The following is a 20,226-nucleotide window of genomic DNA, read 5'->3' as shown; positions in this document are numbered from 1 at the left end:
AACTTTCAATTGAATTTCCCTGGGAGGTTTCCCATGTCCATCACCATCCGCACCCTGCAAAAACGCAAACAGGACGGTGGAAAGTTTTCCGTGCTCACCGCCTACGACGCCTGTTTCTCTCGGCTGATTTCCGAGGCCGGCGTGGAAGCCATTCTGGTCGGCGACTCCCTGGGCAATGTCATCCAGGGCCAGACCAGTACCGTCCCGGTGACCCTGCAACAAATGGTCTACCACACCGAATGCGTGGCCCGGGGCAACCAGGGCAGCCTGATCATTGCCGATATTCCCTTTATGGGCGCCGCCACCCTGGAACGTACCCTGGAAGCCGCCACGGCCCTGATGCAGGCCGGCGCCAACATGGTCAAGCTGGAAGGCAGCGCCTGGCTGGCCGACGCCATCGAGATCCTTAACCGCAACGGCATTCCTGTCTGCGCCCACCTGGGCCTGACCCCGCAAGCGGTGAACTCACTGGGCGGCTACCGCGTGCAGGGCAAAGATGACGACGGCGCCGCAGAGCTGCTCGACGCCGCCAGAATACTGGACCAGGCCGGCGCAGCCCTGTTTGTACTGGAGTGCGTGCCGCGGGCGCTCAGCGCGGAGATCACCCGTCAGGTCGCTGCCCCCGTGATCGGCATCGGCGCTGCTCCGGAATGCGACGGCCAGGTGCTGGTGATGCACGACATGCTCGGCATCAGCCCCGGCAAACCGGCCCGTTTCGTACGCGATTTCATGGCGGACACCGGCGACATGCGCGCCGCTTTCAAGGCCTACGATGCCGCCGTGAAAGACGGCAGCTTCCCGGCCGACGAGCACTGTTTTTAAAAGACCGCAGCACGCGACACGCTTCACGCCACAACGCGAGACAGCGGATTTTGGTTCTGCAAGGTCGAGGCCCGCGCCCATAGCTCAAGCGCGGCCCCGACACTGAATAACACCACAACACCAGCATCGCGTTGCAGCCTGTTGCGTGCAGCGTGTCGCATCTTTCATGAGGTTCCCAATGCAAACCGTTCACTCCGTCGCCCAGGTCCGTGAATATGTCCGCGGCTGGCATAACAAGGGCCTGTCTGTGGGTTTTGTCCCCACCATGGGCAACCTGCACGACGGCCATATCAGCCTGATTCGCGAGGCCCGTGCGCGCTGCGACGTGGTGGTGGTATCGATCTTTGTGAACCCCACCCAGTTCGGCCCCAACGAAGATTTCGATCGTTATCCTCGCACTCTGGACGCGGATGCCGCCGCCCTGGTCGAGGCTGGCACCGACCTGCTGTTTGCGCCATCCGTGGAGGAAATGTACCCGCTCGGCCAGAACCAGACCTGGGTGGACGTGGACCAGCTGGGCGACTACCTGTGTGGCGCCAGCCGGGAAGGGCACTTCCGGGGCGTCACCACCGTGGTCTCCAAGCTACTGAACATCGTGCAACCGGACGTAGCCGTATTCGGCGAAAAGGACTTTCAACAGCTGGCTATTCTGCGCCGTATGTGTGAAGAGCTTCTGTTCCCGGTGAAGATCGTCGGCGCCGCCACCAGCCGCGAAACGGATGGCCTGGCACGCAGCTCGCGAAACGGTTTCCTGAGCGACAGTGAGCGCACACTCGCCCCCCAGCTCTATGCACACCTGCAACAGCTGAAAGCCGACATCGACGCCGGCGAGCGTGATTACCGGGCACTGGAAAGCCGCATCAGCCAATCGCTCAATACTGCCGGGTTCAGCGTGGACTATCTGACCATCGTCAACACCAAAACCCTGGCGCCGGCGGGCCCGCAGGACACTGACCTGGTGGCCGCCGTGGCCGCGAAATTAGGGTCAACCCGATTGATCGACAATATATCCCTGGCCGTTGTGCGTGACCGGTGATTCATGCATACTTCCGGCCCCTTGAAGTGCCTGCATGCCCACCATACGGCGTTTACAGCAGGTTTCGGGTCGCTTGAGAGGTAACCAACATGCAGTGCACCATGCTGAAAGCAAAACTCCATCAGGCTCGTGTCACCCACGCGGAGCTCGAGTACGAAGGCTCCTGCGCCATTGATGGCGATTTGATGGACATGGCGGGTATCCTGGAATACGAACAGATCCAGATCTACAACATCGACAACGGTGAGCGTTTCGAAACCTACGCAATCCGTGGCGAAGCGGGCTCCAAAATCATCTCCGTCAACGGAGCTGCCGCCCACAAGGCCCAGCCCGGTGACCGTGTGATCATTTGCGCTTACGCCAGCTATTCCAGCGCGGAGCTGATCAACTTCAAGCCCAGCCTGATTTACATGGCCGAAGGCAATGAAGTGAAAGGCACCAGCGATGCGATTCCGGTTCAGGTTGCCTGACCCCGAACTCGCTCTGAATTATTTGCTAAAACGCCGGCCCTGCCGGCGTTTTTTTTGCCCGCCGTTTTTACCACTCTCTCTTTACTCTCCCTTTATACGTCGCCTCTTTTGTCCGCTTGGGCATTGGTCATTAAGCAACGCTTTGTTTACTCTTGGAACACAACGTTTACACCCGCTCGCGCCCCTATAAGACCATGGTGGAATACCCCCGGGCAGGCGCAGCCATAATAATGATGGAAACTGGCAGGCAGTATCCCAAGGAGGCCCAAATGTCCCAAGTACACATTCATCCTGTTCCCGCCGAGTATAAAAAACAGACCCTGATGGACCGCGACACCTACGACCGCTGGTACGCCCAGTCCATCAATGACCCGGACACGTTCTGGGCCGAGCGCGCGAAACAGTTTCTGGACTGGAAGACCCCCTGGGACACCGTCAGCGAATGGGACTTCAGCGAAGGCCGGGCTGCCTGGTTCAAGGGCGCCACCCTTAATGCCTGCTATAACTGCGTAGACCGCCACCTGCCCGAGCGCGCCTCTCAAACCGCGATCATCTGGGAAGGCGACGAGCCCGATCAGGACAAGCACATCAGCTATCAACAGCTGTTCGAGGAAGTGAGCAAGTTCGGTAACGTGCTCAAGAACCGGGGCGTGAAAAAAGGCGACCGCGTCGTTATCTACATGCCCATGATCCCCGAAGCGGCCTACGCCATGTTGGCCTGCGCCCGTATCGGCGCCATTCATTCCGTGGTGTTTGGCGGCTTTTCTCCGGAAGCCTTGAAAGACCGCATCCTCAATGCCGAAGCCTGCGCGCTGATCACCGCCGACGAAGGGGTGCGTGGCGGCAAGACGATTGCGCTGAAAGAGAATGCAGACAAAGCGCTGGACGGGGTCGACTGCGTCCACACCTGCCTGACGGTGAAGCGCACCGGCGGCGATGTAGACTGGCAGGCCCCGCGTGATGTCTGGTACCACGAGGCCATGGCTGATGCCTCCAGCGATTGTGAACCGGAGTGGGTCGACGCTGAAGACCCGCTGTTCACCCTGTACACCTCCGGCTCCACCGGCAAACCCAAAGGGGTGGTGCACACCACTGCCGGCTACCTGCTCAACAGCGCCCTGACCCACAAATACGTGTTCGACTATCAGGACGGCGACATCTATTGGTGCACCGCCGACGTGGGCTGGATCACCGGACACAGCTACATCGTTTACGGCCCGCTGGCCAACGGCGCCACCACCCTGATGTTCGAAGGCGTACCCACCTATCCCGATGCCTCCCGTTGCTGGCAGGTGGTGGACAAGCACAAGGTCAATATTTTCTACACTGCCCCCACTGCCATTCGCGCCCTGATGGGGCTGGGGGATGCCCCCGTGGAACAGACCTCCCGCGCCAGCCTGAAGCTGCTGGGCACGGTGGGCGAACCCATCAACCCGGAAGCCTGGGAGTGGTACTACAAAGTGGTGGGTGATTCCCGCTGCCCGATTGTGGACACCTGGTGGCAGACCGAAACCGGCGCCATCATGATTGCCCCCCTGCCCGGCGCCGTGGACCTGAAAGCCGGCTCGGCCACCCTGCCCATGTTCGGTGTGCAACCCGGCCTGATGGACCCGGATGGCAAGGAACTGGACGGCGCGGCCTCCGGCAACCTGGTCATCAAGTCCAGCTGGCCCAGCCAGATTCGTACCGTGTATGGCGATCATCAGCGCCTGATCGACACCTACTTCAGCGCCTACAAGGACTGCTATTTCACTGGTGACGGCGCCCGCCGTGATGAAGATGGCTACTACTGGATCACCGGCCGGGTGGACGACGTGCTCAACGTGTCCGGGCACCGCCTGGGCACCGCCGAAATCGAATCTGCCCTGGTGCTGCACCCCAGCATCTCCGAAGCCGCTGTGGTCGGTTACCAGCATGACGTCAAGGGCCAGGGCATCTACGCGTATGTATCGTTGATGGCCGGCAAGGAAGGCAGCGAGGAACTGGTCCAGGCGCTGCGGGATCTGGTCACCCAGGAGATCGGCCCCATTGCCAAGCCCGACCTGATTCACTTTGCACCGGGCCTGCCGAAAACGCGCTCCGGCAAGATTATGCGCCGCATTCTGCGCAAGATCGCCGCCGATGAACTGGACAGCCTGGGCGACACCTCCACCCTGGCTGACCCCGGCGTGGTGGATCAGCTTATTGAGACCCGCCAGAACAAATAAACCACAACCGCAACAAGAAACGGCGCAGCGGGCGATTAGCCCCCTGCGCCGTTTTCGTTTTCCCCACCACTAAAGACAAACCAGCCAATCAATCAGAAAAAACGCGCCGCTTGGCGACCTCCACGATCCACCTCACTCTCCCTCCTCCGGATTACGGTCACTGAGATTGCTGCGCATGGTTTCCAGCACCCGCTGCAATGCCTCCACGTCCTCAACAGTAAGGCCATCCAGTGCCCGCTGACGGGTTTGCGCGGCTTTTCCCCGCAGTGATTCCAACGCAGGCGTTGCCGCGTCGGTGAGATACAGCAGGCAGCGACGCCGGTCCCCAGGATCGGCACGGCGCTGCACCAGTCCTTCCTCCTCCAGCCGATCCAGCTGGCGCGCCAAAGAGATCGGCGCCACATCCAACAGCTCCGCCAAAGCGGCCTGGTGAATGCCCTCATGCCGCGACAAGTGCCACAATACTTGCCAGCGCGCCCGCGACAGGCCCGCGCTTCGCGCTCGCCGGTCAAAGTCCCGGCGCATCATTCGTGCCACGTCATGCAGCACCATGCCCACGGTGGTGTCCTTGGCCATGACAAATCCTTTATTTGATCCAACCTGTTGTAAGCAAGCTTACTACTGCTCCCGTTACGCTGCACTCACCTGCCTGACGTCAGCAGCTCGCCTTTACGGACACACCAGCACCGCCCGGGATGACGGATCGTTGTGCCCGCCTTTTCCGCGCATAAAAAAAGGGCCGGCAAATGCCGGCCCTTTTTCAGAAACACAAAGGGAGAGATTAATCTTCCTTCGCTTCCTTCATGGACAGCTTGATACGGCCACGCTGATCCACGTCGAGGACTTTCACCTTGATGATCTCGCCTTCGTTCACGTAGTCAGTCACTTTCTCTACGCGCTCTTCAGCAATCTGCGAAATGTGCAGCAGGCCTTCGGTACCGGGCATGATCGCCACGAATGCACCGAAATCGACGACACGGGTTACCTTGCCTTCGTAGATCACGCCCACTTCAGCTTCAGCAGTGATTTCTTCCACACGACGCACGGCTTCATCCGCTTTTTCACGGGTTTCGCCGTAGATCTTCACGCTACCGTCGTCTTCGATATCGATGGTACAACCGGTTTCGTCGGTCAACGCACGAATGGTCGCACCACCCTTACCAATCACATCACGGATCTTGTCCGGGTTGATCTTCAGGGTCAGCAGGGTCGGCGCGTTGTCAGACACCTCGGAACGAGACTCGGAGATCGCCTTGTTCATTTCACCCAGGATATGCAGACGGCCGGCATTCGCCTGGTTCAGCGCCTTCTCCATGATCTCTTCGGTGATGCCTTCGATCTTGATGTCCATCTGCAGGGCAGTGACACCACGGGCGGTGCCCGCCACCTTGAAGTCCATGTCGCCGAGGTGATCTTCGTCACCGAGGATATCGGACAATACCGCGAAACGGCCGTCTTCTTCCTTCACCAGGCCCATGGCAATACCCGCCACCGGCGCGGTCAGCGGAACACCCGCGTCCATCAGCGCCATGGAAGTACCACACACGGACGCCATGGAAGAGGAGCCGTTGGATTCGGTAATCTCGGAGACCACACGAACCGTGTACGGGAAGTCCTGCACGCTCGGCACAACCGCTTCCACACCACGGCGCGCCAGACGACCGTGGCCGATTTCACGACGCTTCGGGGAACCGATGAAGCCGGTTTCGCCCACGCAGTACGGAGGGAAGTTGTACTGCAGCATGAAGTGGTCCTGATGGGAGCCTTCCAGCGCATCGATGAACTGGGCATCACGCATGCCACCCAGAGTGGCCGTCACGATGGCCTGGGTTTCACCACGGGTGAACAACGCAGAACCGTGGGTTTTGGCCAAGGTGCCCACCTGGCAATCAATTGCACGGACAGCATCCAGAGCACGGCCATCGATACGCGGCTTGCCGGATACCACGGCTTCACGTACCACGCTTTTTTCGATCTTGCCGAACAGCTCTTTCACTTCACCGGCTTCCGGAGCACCCTCTTCGCCGGTGGCGAACTCAGCCACACAGGCTTCGCGCAGCTCGCCGACCTTGGCGTAACGGGCCATCTTCTCGGTGATGGTGTAAGCCTCGCCCAGTGCCGCGCCGAACTTGTCCTTGATGGCCGCTTTCAGGGTCTCGTTCTGCTCGGCCGGCTTCCAGTCCCAGGTCTCGGTACCCACTTCGGCAGCGAATTCCTTGATGCCCTGGATCAGCGGCTGCATTTCCATATGACCGAACAATACTGCGCCCAGCATCTGGTCTTCAGACAGCTCCTGCGCTTCCGATTCCACCATCAGTACCGCAGGCTCGGTGCCAGCCACAACCAGATCCAGCGCAGACTCGGCCAGTTCGGAGTAGCTCGGGTTCAGGATGTACATGCCATCCTTGTAACCCACACGGGCAGCGCCGATGGGGCCGTTGAACGGAATCCCGGAAATGGACAGGGCAGCGGAAGTACCGATCAGGGCAGCGATATCCGGATCACGGTTCTTGTCCGAAGACATTACTGTGGCCACAACCTGCACTTCATTCATGAAGCCATTGGGGAACAGGGGGCGGATCGGGCGATCGATCAGACGGCAGGTCAGCGTTTCTTTTTCGCTGGGACGGCCTTCACGCTTCAGAAAGCCACCGGGAATACGGCCGGTTGCGTAGGTCTTTTCCTGATAGTTAACGGTCAGGGGAAAGAAGTTCTTGCTCGGATCGGCTTCTTTTCTGCCCACTACGGTGACCAGCACTTCGGTGTCACCGATACGGACCATGACAGCGGCAGTTGCCTGGCGGGCGATCTGCCCGGTTTCCAGGGTGACGGTGTCACGGCCAAACTGAATTTGCTTGGTGATTTTATTAAACATATCTCGTCTCTTCTCTCTTCTTCACGACAGTCTTCGAGGCCCATGCCTCTAATAAACAATCTTCTTCCGCTCGCGCATCATAACCAGAAACGCACTACGCATCACGCATCGCGCCCCAGGCACTGAAACACCACAGTCTCAGGCCCATCCCTGCATCCCGTGCTGTCTGAGGCAAGGGACTTATTGCTTGCCCCAAAACAACAGAAGCCCGGCAAATGCCGAGCTTCTGTTGTGGTTACCCGATCTGCAGCCTGTTAGCGACGCAGACCCAGCTTTTCGATCAGCTGGAGGTAACGGGTGCGGTCTTTCTTGGCCAGGTAGTCCAGCAGCTTACGACGCTGGTTTACCATGCGGATCAGACCACGACGGCTGTGGTGATCCTTCTTGTGGCCTTTGAAGTGATCCTGCAGGCCATTGATGTTGGCGCTCAACAGAGCCACCTGAACTTCCGGGGAACCGGTGTCGTTCTCTTTGCGGCCATGCTCTTTCAGGATCTCAGCTTTCTGTTCAACGGTTAACGCCATGTTGCTTCTCCAATATGCTCAATTAAGGTCACGGCCAGCCATGCATATTTATAGCTGCCGTCATTAATCAGGCCAGTCTCCTCAGGAGGCTCCGCCTGCGATCAGACGACGGGGGGCAATCCGCCCGTCTTCCAATACTTCTCCGACACCCAGAAATTCACCACTGGATGCCTGATAAACGCTGACCCAGCCGTCCAGAGGGCGGTCTGAGGCCATCACTGGCTGCCCCTGCTGCAGGTAATAAGCAGCATTGTCACCCAGTTCAACGCGCGGCCAGTCTGCCACGCTGGTAGATAAAGGCAAGAGCAGCTCGTCGATTGCCTCGAAGCCGCCGGTTTCCTTGATCTTGCCCAGCTGCTCCAGAGTCAGCATGCGCTCCGACGGATAAGGCCCGGCCGACAGACGGTGCAGCGCCGTTACATGGCCACCGCACCCCAATATCGCACCGGTATCTTCCACCAAAGAGCGCACATAGGTGCCTTTGGAGCAATCCACCTCGAATTCCACTTCATCACCATCGATGCGCAAAATTCGCAGGTCGTAAATGGTCACCGGGCGCGGCTTGCGCTCCACGGTCTTGCCCTCGCGGGCCAGCTTGTACAGCGGCACACCCTCGTGCTTGATGGCCGAATACATGCTGGGGATCTGTTCGATGTCGCCCTTGAACGACAACAAAGCAGCCTCGATCTGGTCTGGCGACGCGTTCACCTCGGTGGTTTCCACCACATCGCCGTCGGCGTCACCGGTTTCCGTAGTCACGCCCAGCTTGGCGGTGACCCGGTAACTCTTGTCGGATTCCAGCAAAAACTGGCTGAACTTGGTGGCTTCACCAAAACAAATCGGCAACATGCCGGTGGCCAGCGGATCCAGACTACCGGTATGCCCGGCCTTGGCAGCGGCAAACATTTTCTTGGCCATCTGCAGCGCGCCATTACTGCTCACGCCAGACGATTTATCCAATAACAGGATGCCGTTGAGATCACGGCCTCTGGGACGACGCTTTGCCACCTGATAGCTCCGAGTTACTCGTTGTTTCCGGTTTCGTCGTCTTCCGGACGCAACTCCCGGTCTTCGGCACGGGCATCATCAATCAACTGCGACAGATGTGCCGCCCGCTCCGGGGTCATGTCGTAATGGAAACGCAATTTGGGCGTGGTGCGGGTATTGAGGCTCTTCGCCAGGCTGCTGCGCAGGAAGCCGCTGGCCTTGACCAGCGCTTCTTCGGCTTCCACGCCGGCTTCCTCACCCTGCCCCAGCAAGGTGAAATACACCTCGGCATAGGACAGATCGCGGGAAACCGTGACATCCTGAATCGTCGCCAGATTGACCCGCGGGTCTTTCATTTCAAACTGCAGCAACCGGGACAGTTCACGCTGAATCTGGTCGGCGATACGGTCCGTGCGGTTAAAGCCCTGGGGGCGGCGATGACGGCTCATAGCAGGGTTCGGGCACACTCCTTTACAGGAAGCGCGCCACCTCCTTCACTTCGAAGACTTCGATCTTGTCGCCTTCTTTCACGTCGTTGTAGCTCTTCACCGCGATGCCACACTCCATGCCGTTACGCACTTCAGGCACATCGTCCTTGAAGCGACGCAGGGATTCCAGCTCGCCTTCGAAGACCACTACATCGTCGCGCAGAACGCGGATCGGACGGTTCCGGTACAGCGTACCTTCCACCACCATACAACCGGCAACCGCACCGAACTTGGAAGAACGGAACACGTCGCGCACCTGGGCCACACCAAGGATCTCTTCGCGTTTTTCCGGCGCCAGCAAACCACTCATGGCCTGCTTCACGTCATCAATCAGCTCATAGATCACGCTGTAGTAGCGCAGATCAATGCCTTCCTGCTCGCAGGTTTTCTTGGCCTTGGAATCTGCACGAACGTTAAAGCCCAGCAACACACCTTCACTGGTCATGGCCAGGTTGACGTCGGATTCGTTGATCGCACCCACGCCGCTGGAGACCAGATTTACCTTCACTTCATCAGTGCCCAGATCATTCAGGGCACTGGTCAACGCTTCCAGTGAACCACGCACATCGGTCTTCAACACGATGTTGACGGTTTTGGTTTCTGCGCTGCCCATATTTTCAAACAGGTTTTCCAGCTTGGATGCCTGTTGACGCTTGAGCTTGAGCTCACGGTCACGTTCCTGACGGAACTCGGCCACTTCCCGCGCCTTACGCTCGTCGGTTACAACCTGGATTTGCTCACCGGCTTCCGGTGCGCCATTCAGGCCCAACACTTCCAGCGGAATAGACGGGCCAGCTTTTTTGATTGGCTGACCATTCTCATCGATCATCGCCCGCACACGGCCAAAGTGGGCACCGGCCAGCAGCATGTCACCGATCTGCAGCTCACCACCCTGAACCAGAATGGATGCAACGGTACCGCGACCTTTCTCGATGCGGGATTCAATCACCACACCGGTGGCTGAACCAGACGCCTGAGCCTGCAGCTCCAGCAATTCAGATTGCAGCAGAATGGCATCCAGCAGGTCATCGATGCCTTGGCCCGTATGAGCCGACACATTGATGAACTGGTACTCGCCACCCCACTCTTCCGGGATCACATCCTTGGTCGCCATCTCGTTACGCACACGATCAGGATCCGCCTGCTCTTTATCGATCTTGTTGACCGCAATAATGATCGGCGCACCGGATGCTTTCGCGTGGTTGATCGCTTCTTCGGTTTGCGGCATCAGGCCGTCATCGGCCGCCACCACAATCACCACGATATCGGTCGCTTTGGCACCACGGGCACGCATGGCGGTAAAGGCCGCGTGACCAGGAGTATCGAGGAAGGTAATCATGCCCTTCTCGTGCTCAACGTGGTACGCACCAATGTGCTGGGTAATGCCGCCCGCTTCACCGCTTGCCACCTTGGCTTTACGGATATAGTCCAGCAGGGAAGTCTTACCGTGGTCCACGTGGCCCATGATGGTAACAACCGGCGCACGGTGCTCGGAATCCACGCTGTCACGGGTAACCAGATCCGCGGCCAGATGATCTTCAAGCAGCTCTTCCTGCCCTTTGCTGGCAATGGGTTTGTGCCCCATTTCTTCCACCAGCAGGAAGGCGGTTTCCTGATCAATCGGCTGATTAACCGTGACCATCTCGCCCATCTTCATCAGGGACTTGATCAGCGACTTGGCCTTGACGTTCATACGCTGGGCCAGGTCGGTCACAGTAATAGTATCTGGAACTTCGACTTCGTAGATTTTCTTCTCCGTCGGCGTTTTAAAGCCATGCTGCTTGTTCATGGAGCTCTTCATCTTGCCGTGCACAACACCCGCAACCTTGGGCTTGCGACGACGACGGCGAGACTGACGCTCTTCACGCTGGTAGCTGGCTTCCTGGGCAGCATTAACGATGGACGAACCCTTGTCCTTTTCGTCTTCCGCAGCAGGCTTCTTCTCTTCCTGCTCGCCACGCTGTTCCAACTCGGCCGCAATGCGGGCCGCTTCTTCAGCCGTGCGGCGAGCCGCTTCTTCTTCCGCTTTCTTGCGAGCTTCCGCTTCCTGCTTGCGCTTGGCTTCGTCAGCTTCACGCTGCTTGCGCTCGGCTTCTTCGCGCTTGGCTTTTTCTTCCGGCGTTTCTTCCTTGGCCGGTTTCTTGGTTGCAGAAACCTTTGGCACAGAAACGCGCTTACTCTTTTCTTCCGCCGCTTTTTCGCCGGCAGCCTTGCGTTCCTGCTCAGCCTTGGCGCGGGCTTCGTCTTCCTTCAAGCGTGCCGCTTCATCATCCGCAGCACGTTTCGCGGCCTCTTCTGCCGCGCGTTTCTCTTCTTCCGCAGCACGCGCAGCTTCTTCAGCCGCCAGGCGTTCTGCTTCTTCACGCTCTTCCGCTTCCAGCACATCGCGTTTCACGTAGGTACGCTTCTTGCGCACCTCCACGTTCACGGTCTTGGACTTGCCGGCAGCGCCGGTGGTCTTGATGGTGCTGGTGGATTTACGCTTCAGCGTAATTTTCTTTCCACTGCTTTCGTCCTGGGCACCATGAGACTTGCGCAGATGCGCCAGTAGCTGCTGCTTCTGTTCATCGGAGACCACTTCGCTGGCATCGCCATGGGGCAACCCTGCGTCTTTCATCTGCGTAAGCAGCTTCTCGACGGGCGTCCCTACGATGTCGGCCAGTTTCTTTACGGTCGTTTCTGCCATGTCAGCAACACTCTCCTGTCCGTCTCTGATGGTGCCTGCTTGATCAGCCTGAAAAGGGGCGGTTATGCCCCGGCTTCGTCTTCGCCTTCAAACCAGGGCGCCCGTGCAGTCATGATCAACTCGGCTGCACGCTCTTCGCTCAGGCCTTCAATTTCCAGCAGGTCATCCACCGCCTGTTCGGCGAGGTCTTCCATCGTGACAATGCCACGGGAAGCCAATTCAACAGCCAGCTCACGGTCCATACCTTCCATATTCAGAAGGTCTTCCGCAGGCTCGGCCTGTTCAAACTTCTCTTCAGAGACCAGAGCCTTGGTCAGCAGCGCGTCTTTGGCGCGCTGGCGCAACAGCTCCACGATCTCTTCATCAAATCCGTCGATGGCCAGCATCTCTTCCTCAGGCACATAGGCCACTTCTTCGAGGGTAGAGAAACCTTCATCAACCAGCACACCGGCCACGTCTTCGTCCACGTCCAGCTCATTGATGAACGTCTGCAGGGCCTGTTCCGCTTCTTCTTCCTGCTTGGTTTCAGCGTCATCAATAGTCATGACGTTGAGTTCCCAGCCGGTCAGCTCGGAAGCCAGACGAATGTTCTGCCCGCTGCGACCAATGGCCTGAGCCAGCGCAGATTCGTCTTCCACGGCGATATCCATGGAATGGCTTTCTTCATCCATTACGATGGAGGCCACTTCCGCCGGCTGCATGGCGTTGATCACCAGCTGCGCCGGGTTGTCGTCCCACAGGACGATATCAATACGCTCGCCGGCCAACTCATTGGACACCGCTTGAACACGCGCGCCGCGCATGCCCACACAGGCACCCACCGGATCGATACGCTGATCATTGGTCTTCACGGCAATCTTGGCGCGGGACCCCGGGTCACGGGCAGCGCCCTTGATTTCGATCAGCTCTTCACCGATCTCCGGCACTTCAATCTTGAACAATTCGATCAGCATGTCCGGGCAAGCACGGCTGGCGAACAGCTGCGGGCCCCGGTTCTCTTCATTCACGCCCAACAAATAGGCACGAATGCGATCGTTCTGGCGAACGGCTTCACGCGGGATCATGTGCTCGCGGGTAATCAGCGCTTCAGCATTGCCACCGAGATCCAGAATAATGGAATCACGGCTGGCTTTTTTCACCGTGCCACTGACCAGATCACCGATGCGATCACGGTATTCTTCAACAATCTGACGGCGCTCGGCTTCACGTACCTTCTGTACGATAACCTGCTTGGCAGTCTGTGCAGCGATACGACCAAAGGCTTCGGATTCGACTTCCTCTTCCCAGATATCACCGATCTGCAGCGACGTATCCTGCTCGTGCGCTTCATCCAGAGTCAGCTGCTTGCCAAATTCGTAGAGCTCCTCGTCCGGCACCACGTGCCACACACGGAAGCTCTTGGCATTGCCGGACACCCGGTCAATATCCACACGAATCTCTACGTCTTCTTGCTTGAAACGTTTCTTGGTGGCCGCCGCGAGTGCCAGTTCAATGGCCTCGAAGATTACGTCCCGGCTTACACCTTTCTCGTTTGATACTGTTTCCGCTACCAGCAGGATCTCTTTGTTCATGGCCAGGCCTTTACAAAGACTAAAGTTCTTCAGGGCGTGCTCAGTCGAAGCGAGGCTGCAACCGGGCACGATCTACCTGACTGTAAGGAACACGCAAGGTTTCGCCATCCAGCTCAACCACCAGCGTATCGCCATCCACGGCCACAATGGCCGCCGTCATTTTGCGCTTGCCGCTTACCGGCGCCAGCAGCTTGAGCTGGACATCTTCACCGATGTAATCGACATACTGCGCAATTTCGAACATGGGCCGATCCATGCCCGGTGAAGACACCTCAAGGTTATATTCACCGGAAATCGGATCTTCCACATCCAGCACGCCGCTGACTTCGTGACTCACGGCCGCGCAATTATCTACCGAGATACCGTCTGCATGGTCAATAAACACACGCAAAACAGCCCCGCGCCCCTGGATGTATTCAACACCCCAGAGCACGAAGCCCAGATCTTCCACTACCGGAGCCAGCAGCTCCGTTAATTGTTCCGTGCGTTTTGACATAAAACTTTCCGACGGTACAAACAAAAAATGGGCCCGAGGATGTCACAGCGATTGCAGCTTTGCCGCACAACGACCGTGTATCCACCGCCCATTCCCACTAACCGGGTCGGTTTGCGGATAACAAAAAGCCCCTGCTAGAGGGGCTTTTTGTCCGCTTTGAACCAGAGATGTTTTTCTGGTTCATCTAAGTGGTAGCGGGGGCAGGATTTGAACCTACGACCTTCGGGTTATGAGCCCGACGAGCTACCAGACTGCTCCACCCCGCATCAAAATCGAGCGCAAATAGTACTTAGAGGCGCTCACTCTGTCAAGGCATTATCGAAAAAAGTATTTATTTTTCGAAGCCTTAGCATCAGGAAAAGCCACAGAACCTGATGCTGACCAGCGCAAAGGCTGATCCTGAAAAAAAGCGGCCAATTCGCCGATCTTTCTCACACGTTTCACTGACAACACTCACCAGCAAAACGTTCCCTAATTGGTGCCGAAGGCCGGACTTGAACCGGCACGAGCGAAGCTCACTACCCCCTCAAGATAGCGTGTCTACCAATTCCACCACTTCGGCAAAGAACGCTTAACTTACTGCTCCGGCTGAGGCACGTCAGCCGGGGCCGGGGATTCTACCTCAGCTTGAGGTACATCCGAAACTTCTTTTTGCCCTTCATTGGCTTCTGGCGCCACAGGCACTTCCGTCATGCCCGCGGGCACGTCGGACTGAGGCTCGTCAACGACAGGAACATCCTGATGCTCAACGGTCTCCAGCTCCGGCAGGAAACTGCGAGTGCTATCCGCTTCCTGACGCGCCATCCAGGCCAGCACCAGGCTGGTGACGAAGAAGACCGCCGCCAGTACCGCCGTGGCACGGGTCAGGAAGTTTGCCGAACCGGCGCTCCCGAATACCGTCTGCGAACCGCCGCCACCAAAGGAGGCGCCGGCATCCGCGCCTTTGCCGTGCTGAATCAGCACCAGACCAACCAGCCCGAGGGCCGCCAGCACGTGCACTACATGAACAACAATATCCATAACGTCTCTAATTATTCCGCCGCCTGACAGATCGCAATAAAGCTGTCGGCTGTTAACGATGCCCCACCGATCAGACCCCCATCGATGTCTGACTGGGCAAATAGAAGGGCGGCATTATCCGCCTTTACGCTGCCGCCGTAAAGCAACCGCAGCGATTGAGCGATATCCGGGTCGTTTTCTGCCAAAGACTGGCGCAAACGGGCATGCACCGCCTGGGCCTGTTCCGGGCTGGCTGTCTTGCCTGTACCAATGGCCCAGACTGGCTCATAGGCAACCACTGCCCGGGCAAACGCCGCGACGCCCACGGCATCCACCACTGCCTGCAGCTGCCCGCAGACCACGGCATCCGTGTTGCCCGCTTCCCGCTCTGCCAGGGTTTCTCCCACACACAAGACGGGAATCAGGCCCGCCGCCTGCACCTGCGCAAATTTGTCGGCAATTTGTGCATCGCTTTCCGCATACAAGGCCCGGCGCTCGGAATGCCCAATAATCACATAGCCACAACCGGCTTCGGCCAACATGGACGCAGCCACTTCACCCGTGAAGGCACCCTCCGCCTGATCACTGACATTCTGCGCCCCAAGCCCGATGGCCGCCGGCAGCTGCTCGCGGGCAGACGCCAGATAGGGAAACGGCGGGCAGACGACCACGTCCGCCACGCCCTGATACTCCGCCAGGGCTGTCGCCATGGACGCCACCAGAGATTGCCCGCCATTCATCTTCCAGTTACCGGCAACCAGAGGGGTTCTTTTCATTGTTGGATTCCTTGAAGTCTTTTCTTGCGCCAATCAGCCGCACCGCAACCGCGGTCACGCAATGGCTTTTTCAACCACATCGGCCAGCTCGCGGCAGAGCGCCGCCACCTGATCGCCGTCTTTACCTTCTATCATCACCCGCACCAATGGCTCGGTGCCGGAAGGCCGCAAGAGCACACGGCCGTTGCCTGCCAGGCGCTCTTCGACACTGGCCATCGCCGCCTGCACATCCGGGTGCTGCATAAATCCATCCCGGTTGGGCCCGCGCACATTAATCATTTGCTGAGGCAGCATGGCCACATCGGCCACCGCCTCGGCCAGGCCCTGCTTGCGACGGGACAGGGCAGCCAACACCTGCAGGGCTGACACGGTGCCATCCCCGGTGGAGGTGCAATCCAGGCACACCAGATGCCCCGAGGACTCACCGCCGATGCTCCAGCCGCGCTTGTCCAGCTGCTCCATGACGTACCGATCGCCCACTTTGGCACGCACGAATTCGATACCTTCGGCTTCCAGCGCCAGCTCCAGACCAAAATTGGACATAAGCGTCCCGACCACACCCGGCATGTCCGCACCATTATCCTTGCGGTCACGGGCCACCACGAACAGCAGCTGGTCACCATCCACCAGCTTGCCGGCATGATCCACCATCAACAGCCGGTCTGCATCGCCGTCCAGCGCCACACCCAGGTCGGCCTTTTCTTCCAGCACCCTGCGCTGCAGCGCTTCCGGATGGGTGGAGCCGCAATCGCGATTAATATTGAACCCGTCGGGCTGGTTGGCCAGGGGCACCACGGTGGCGCCCAACTCTTCAAACACGTCCGGGGCGATGTGATAAGCGGCGCCATTAGCGGTATCCACCACAATTTTCATGCCGCTGAGATCCAGCCCCGGCACTGTGCTTTTGCAAAACTCGATGTAGCGCCCCCGGGCATCATCAATGCGGCGCACCTTGCCGATCTGGTCCGTGGACACTACGGAGATCTCTTCGTCCAGAAGACGTTCAATTTCCAGTTCGATCTCGTCATTGAGCTTGCGGCCATCCGCCCCGAAAAACTTGATGCCGTTATCGGTATAAGGATTGTGGGAGGCAGAAATCACGATACCGGCCTGGGCCGACAGGGTACGGGTCAAATAGGCAATCCCCGGCGTGGGCAACGGCCCCAGCAGGCGCACATCCACCCCGGCCGCGGAAATACCGGCTTCCAGGGCTGATTCGAACATATAACCGGAAATACGGGTGTCCTTGCCGATCAAGATCTTGCTGCCGCCCCGCGCGGCCAGCACCTTGCCCGCGGCCCAGCCCAGCTTGAGCACAAAATCCGGGGTAATGGGAAACTCGCCCACCGTGCCGCGCACCCCATCAGTGCCGAAATATTTGCGCGTCATGACAGCTCCTTTTGTGATTCTCTCTGTGATTCCCTAACCGCATGGGCAAAACGCACCACATCCACGGTTTCTTTGACATCGTGGGCACGCACGATCATCGCGCCGCGCTCCACACACATAACGGCAGCCGCCAGGCTGCCGGGCAATCGTTCACTGACATCCCGATCAAGCACTTTACCGAACAGGGATTTACGCGATACACCGATTAAAATCGGCAACGCCAACGCCTGCAACTCAGCCATTTCCTGCATAAGCTGCAAATTGTGCTGCACGGTTTTCGCGAAACCAAACCCCGGATCCACCAACAACCGCTCGCGAGGAATCCCCGCCTGCTCACAGGCGGCAACCTGCTCACGCAGAAACGCCACCACCTCGGCAGTCACATCATCGTAGCGGGGATTATCCTGCATGCTGCCGGGCTCGCCCAGCATATGCATCAGGCAAACCGGGAGCTGACTGGCGGCGGCTGCCTGCATCGCGCCGGGGCGACGCAAGGAGCGCACGTCATTGATAAGGCCGGCGCCGGCCTCAGCGCTGTCACGGATCACTGCCGCCGTACTGGTATCCACGGACACCAGCGCATCGAGCTCATTACTCAAGGCCTCGACAATGGGCACCACCCGGTCCAGTTCTTCCTGCTCGGACACGGCCGCCGCGCCCGGGCGAGTGGACTCGCCACCCACATCCAGAATCGCGGCGCCGTCACGCAGCATCTGCTCCGCCTGACGCAGCGCCGCATCACGCTCGGTGTAACGACCACCATCGGAAAAGGAGTCGGGGGTCACATTGAGGATCCCCATAACGACAGGCGCGGACAGGTTTAGTGTCCGCGCCCCACAGCTAAGCGTTGTTGGATGCATCATGAATCAGTGCGTGTTGGCAGGCCCACCAATGGGGTCGTCACCGGACGGCTGATCGCCATCGCCAGAGGCGGCGGCACCGTTACCCGGGCCCTGGTCACGCCAGTCTTTCGGCGGCCGCGGCTTGTGGCCGCCCATGATGTCCTCGATCTGGTTAGCGTCGATAGTTTCGTACTGCATCAACGCGTCCGCCATGAGATCGAGCTTATCGCGATTGTCTTCGAGAATCTGCTTGGCACGGCCATAGCAGCTGTCGATGATCGCCCGCACTTCACGGTCAATCTCTTCAGCGGTCTGCTCGGACATGCTCTTGCGTTGAGACATCTGTTTGCCCAGGAAGACCTCGCCCTCTTCTTCCTCGTAGGCCAGCGGCCCCAATTTCTCGCTCAGGCCCCACTTGGTGACCATGGCGCGGGCCAGCTTGGTGGCACGCTCGATATCGTTGGAAGCACCAGTGGTGACACCATCAAAGCCCAACGTCATTTCCTCGGCCAGACGGCCACCGTAGAGCGAACAGATGGAGGATTCCAAGCCGCGCTTGGACTGGGAATAGCGATCTTCTTCCGGCAAATACATGGTCACACCCAGCGCACGACCGCGCGGAATGATGCTCACCTTGTAGACTGGGTCATGCTCGGGCACCAAACGACCAACAATGGCGTGACCCGCCTCGTGATACGCAGTATTCAGCTTCTCTTTCTCGCTCATCACCATGGAGCGACGCTCGGCGCCCATCAGGATCTTGTCCTTGGCTTTCTCGAACTCTTCCATGGACACCATGCGCTTGTTGGCGCGAGCGGCGAACAATGCAGCTTCGTTGACCAGATTGGCCAGGTCCGCACCGGAGAAACCAGGCGTGCCCCGCGCAATCAACGCAGGCTCCACATCATCCGAAATCGGCACCTGGCGCATGTGCACCTTGAGTACATGCTCACGGCCACGGATATCCGGCAGCGGCACGGTTACCTGACGGTCGAAACGGCCGGGACGCAGCAGCGCCGGGTCCAGCACGTCCGGACGGTTCGTCGCGGCAATGACGATGATGCCTTCGTTGCCATCAAAACCGTCCATTTCCACCAGCAACTGGTTGAGTGTCTGCTCACGCTCATCGTGACCGCCACCGACACCGGCACCACGGGAGCGACCCACCGCATCAATCTCGTCAATAAAGATGATGCACGGAGAATGCTTCTTGGCCTGCTCGAACATGTCGCGGACCCGGCTAGCGCCAACACCCACAAACATCTCCACAAAGTCAGAACCGGAAATACTGAAGAACGGCACCTTGGCCTCACCCGCAATGGCCTTGGCCAGCAGGGTTTTACCGGTACCGGGCGAACCGACCATCAGCACGCCGCGGGGGATCTTGCCACCCAGACGCTGAAATTTGGCCGGATCACGCAGAAACTCAACCAGCTCCTGCACTTCTTCCTTGGCTTCTTCCACCCCTGCTACATCAGCAAAGGTAGTCTTGATCTGGTCTTCACCCAGCAGTTTGGCTTTGGACTTGCCGAACGTCATGGGGCCACCGCCGCCACGACCGCCGCCCTGCATCTGGCGCATAAAGAAAATAAAGATGGCCAGAATCAACAGAATCGGTAGTACGGACAGGAACAACTGGGTCAGGAAACCCTGACGCTGAGGCTCCAGCCCCACCACATTGACGTCGTTCTGAATCAGGGTGGGCATCAGGTTGGTGTCCAGGGTCGGCGGTTTCACCGTGCGGAACTGGCCACCATCCGAATAGGTCCCGGTAATCGTGCTTTCGCCGATTTTCGCTTCCTGCACCTTGCCGTCTTCTACCCGTGAAATAAAGGTGGAATAGGGCACATCGGTGGTTGCAGGCTGGGTACTGAGACTGGATGCCACCACGTACAGGACGCCGGCAATCACCAGCCACAGCACAATATTCTTGGTCATGTCGTTCAAGGGAGACCTCGATTAATCCGGGCGCTCACGCGCACACTAACGAACTTACACCTTACACCATTTGCCAGAAGCAACGTAATGCCGGTTCGGACAGGAATATAGCCATTTTAC

At 58.6% G+C, this 20,226-nt stretch carries 17 protein-coding genes and 2 tRNA genes; 4 read left to right on the top strand and 15 right to left on the bottom strand.

Annotation, left to right across the window (positions count from 1 at the left end; all coding sequences use genetic code 11):
* The first annotated feature begins 33 nt into the window (after positions 1-33).
* The 4 genes from panB (at position 34) to acs (ending at position 4,535) form a co-directional block, all read left to right on the top strand.
* Positions 34-822, top strand: a complete 789-nt coding sequence (gene panB, locus ADG881_RS13270) for a 3-methyl-2-oxobutanoate hydroxymethyltransferase (protein ID WP_007149944.1) — start codon at positions 34-36, stop codon at positions 820-822.
* Positions 823-1,000: 178 nt separating this feature from the next.
* Positions 1,001-1,858: a pantoate--beta-alanine ligase gene (gene panC / locus ADG881_RS13265; protein ID WP_007150361.1), complete on the top strand. Its 858-nt coding sequence runs from the start codon at positions 1,001-1,003 to the stop codon at positions 1,856-1,858.
* 89 nt (positions 1,859-1,947) lie between these two features.
* Positions 1,948-2,328 carry an aspartate 1-decarboxylase gene (gene panD / locus ADG881_RS13260; protein WP_007151139.1) on the top strand — a complete coding sequence of 127 codons (381 nt, stop codon included), beginning with the start codon at positions 1,948-1,950 and terminating at the stop codon, positions 2,326-2,328.
* A gap of 269 nt (positions 2,329-2,597) precedes the next feature.
* Positions 2,598-4,535: an acetate--CoA ligase gene (acs, locus tag ADG881_RS13255; protein WP_007150380.1), complete on the top strand. Its 1,938-nt coding sequence runs from the start codon at positions 2,598-2,600 to the stop codon at positions 4,533-4,535.
* A 132-nt stretch (positions 4,536-4,667) separates the two neighbouring features.
* Here the strand turns inward: acs and ADG881_RS13250 are convergent, their stop codons facing one another.
* The 15 genes from ADG881_RS13250 to ftsH form a co-directional block, all read right to left on the bottom strand.
* Positions 4,668-5,111 (bottom strand): MarR family winged helix-turn-helix transcriptional regulator, encoded by a 444-nt coding sequence (locus ADG881_RS13250; RefSeq protein ID WP_007148559.1) that lies wholly within the window; start codon positions 5,109-5,111, stop codon positions 4,668-4,670.
* Between the two features lie 205 nt (positions 5,112-5,316).
* Complete coding sequence (gene pnp / locus ADG881_RS13245; RefSeq protein WP_007149968.1) at positions 5,317-7,410, bottom strand: polyribonucleotide nucleotidyltransferase; 2,094 nt, start codon at positions 7,408-7,410, stop codon at positions 5,317-5,319.
* Positions 7,411-7,664: 254 nt separating this feature from the next.
* Positions 7,665-7,934 (bottom strand): 30S ribosomal protein S15, encoded by a 270-nt coding sequence (gene rpsO, locus ADG881_RS13240; protein WP_007148581.1) that lies wholly within the window; start codon positions 7,932-7,934, stop codon positions 7,665-7,667.
* An 81-nt stretch (positions 7,935-8,015) separates the two neighbouring features.
* Positions 8,016-8,942: a tRNA pseudouridine(55) synthase TruB gene (gene truB, locus ADG881_RS13235; RefSeq protein ID WP_007150447.1), complete on the bottom strand. Its 927-nt coding sequence runs from the start codon at positions 8,940-8,942 to the stop codon at positions 8,016-8,018.
* Between the two features lie 14 nt (positions 8,943-8,956).
* A complete protein-coding gene (gene rbfA, locus ADG881_RS13230) occupies positions 8,957-9,370 on the bottom strand; it encodes a 30S ribosome-binding factor RbfA (RefSeq protein ID WP_007151594.1) in 414 nt (137 codons plus the stop codon).
* Positions 9,371-9,392: 22 nt separating this feature from the next.
* Entirely contained in the window at positions 9,393-12,095 is a 2,703-nt protein-coding gene (gene infB, locus ADG881_RS13225) for a translation initiation factor IF-2 (RefSeq protein WP_007150689.1), read from the bottom strand.
* A 62-nt stretch (positions 12,096-12,157) separates the two neighbouring features.
* Positions 12,158-13,666 carry a transcription termination factor NusA gene (gene nusA / locus ADG881_RS13220; RefSeq protein WP_007149886.1) on the bottom strand — a complete coding sequence of 503 codons (1,509 nt, stop codon included), beginning with the start codon at positions 13,664-13,666 and terminating at the stop codon, positions 12,158-12,160.
* Between the two features lie 40 nt (positions 13,667-13,706).
* Positions 13,707-14,162, bottom strand: a complete 456-nt coding sequence (gene rimP / locus ADG881_RS13215; RefSeq protein ID WP_007149481.1) for a ribosome maturation factor RimP — start codon at positions 14,160-14,162, stop codon at positions 13,707-13,709.
* A gap of 189 nt (positions 14,163-14,351) precedes the next feature.
* Positions 14,352-14,428: transfer RNA gene (locus ADG881_RS13210), tRNA-Met, on the bottom strand.
* Positions 14,429-14,638: 210 nt separating this feature from the next.
* Positions 14,639-14,724: transfer RNA gene (locus tag ADG881_RS13205), tRNA-Leu, on the bottom strand.
* Positions 14,725-14,738: 14 nt separating this feature from the next.
* Positions 14,739-15,182 (bottom strand): preprotein translocase subunit SecG, encoded by a 444-nt coding sequence (secG, locus tag ADG881_RS13200; protein ID WP_007148694.1) that lies wholly within the window; start codon positions 15,180-15,182, stop codon positions 14,739-14,741.
* 11 nt (positions 15,183-15,193) lie between these two features.
* Positions 15,194-15,937, bottom strand: coding sequence for a triose-phosphate isomerase (tpiA, locus tag ADG881_RS13195; protein ID WP_007148924.1), 744 nt, complete (start codon positions 15,935-15,937; stop codon positions 15,194-15,196).
* A gap of 54 nt (positions 15,938-15,991) precedes the next feature.
* Positions 15,992-17,326, bottom strand: coding sequence for a phosphoglucosamine mutase (gene glmM, locus ADG881_RS13190; protein WP_007150530.1), 1,335 nt, complete (start codon positions 17,324-17,326; stop codon positions 15,992-15,994).
* Positions 17,323-18,186, bottom strand: coding sequence for a dihydropteroate synthase (gene folP, locus ADG881_RS13185; RefSeq protein ID WP_083787484.1), 864 nt, complete (start codon positions 18,184-18,186; stop codon positions 17,323-17,325). The genes glmM and folP overlap by 4 nt, the downstream gene beginning before the upstream one ends.
* 6 nt (positions 18,187-18,192) lie before the next feature.
* Entirely contained in the window at positions 18,193-20,106 is a 1,914-nt protein-coding gene (ftsH, locus tag ADG881_RS13180; RefSeq protein WP_007149868.1) for an ATP-dependent zinc metalloprotease FtsH, read from the bottom strand.
* Positions 20,107-20,226 lie beyond the last annotated feature (120 nt).

Source organism: Alcanivorax sp. DG881 (genome assembly GCF_000155615.1).
Lineage (GTDB): Bacteria > Pseudomonadota > Gammaproteobacteria > Pseudomonadales > Alcanivoracaceae > Alcanivorax.
Note: the sequence above shows the minus strand (reverse complement) of the source record. Positions and strands in the feature narration are given on the sequence as shown.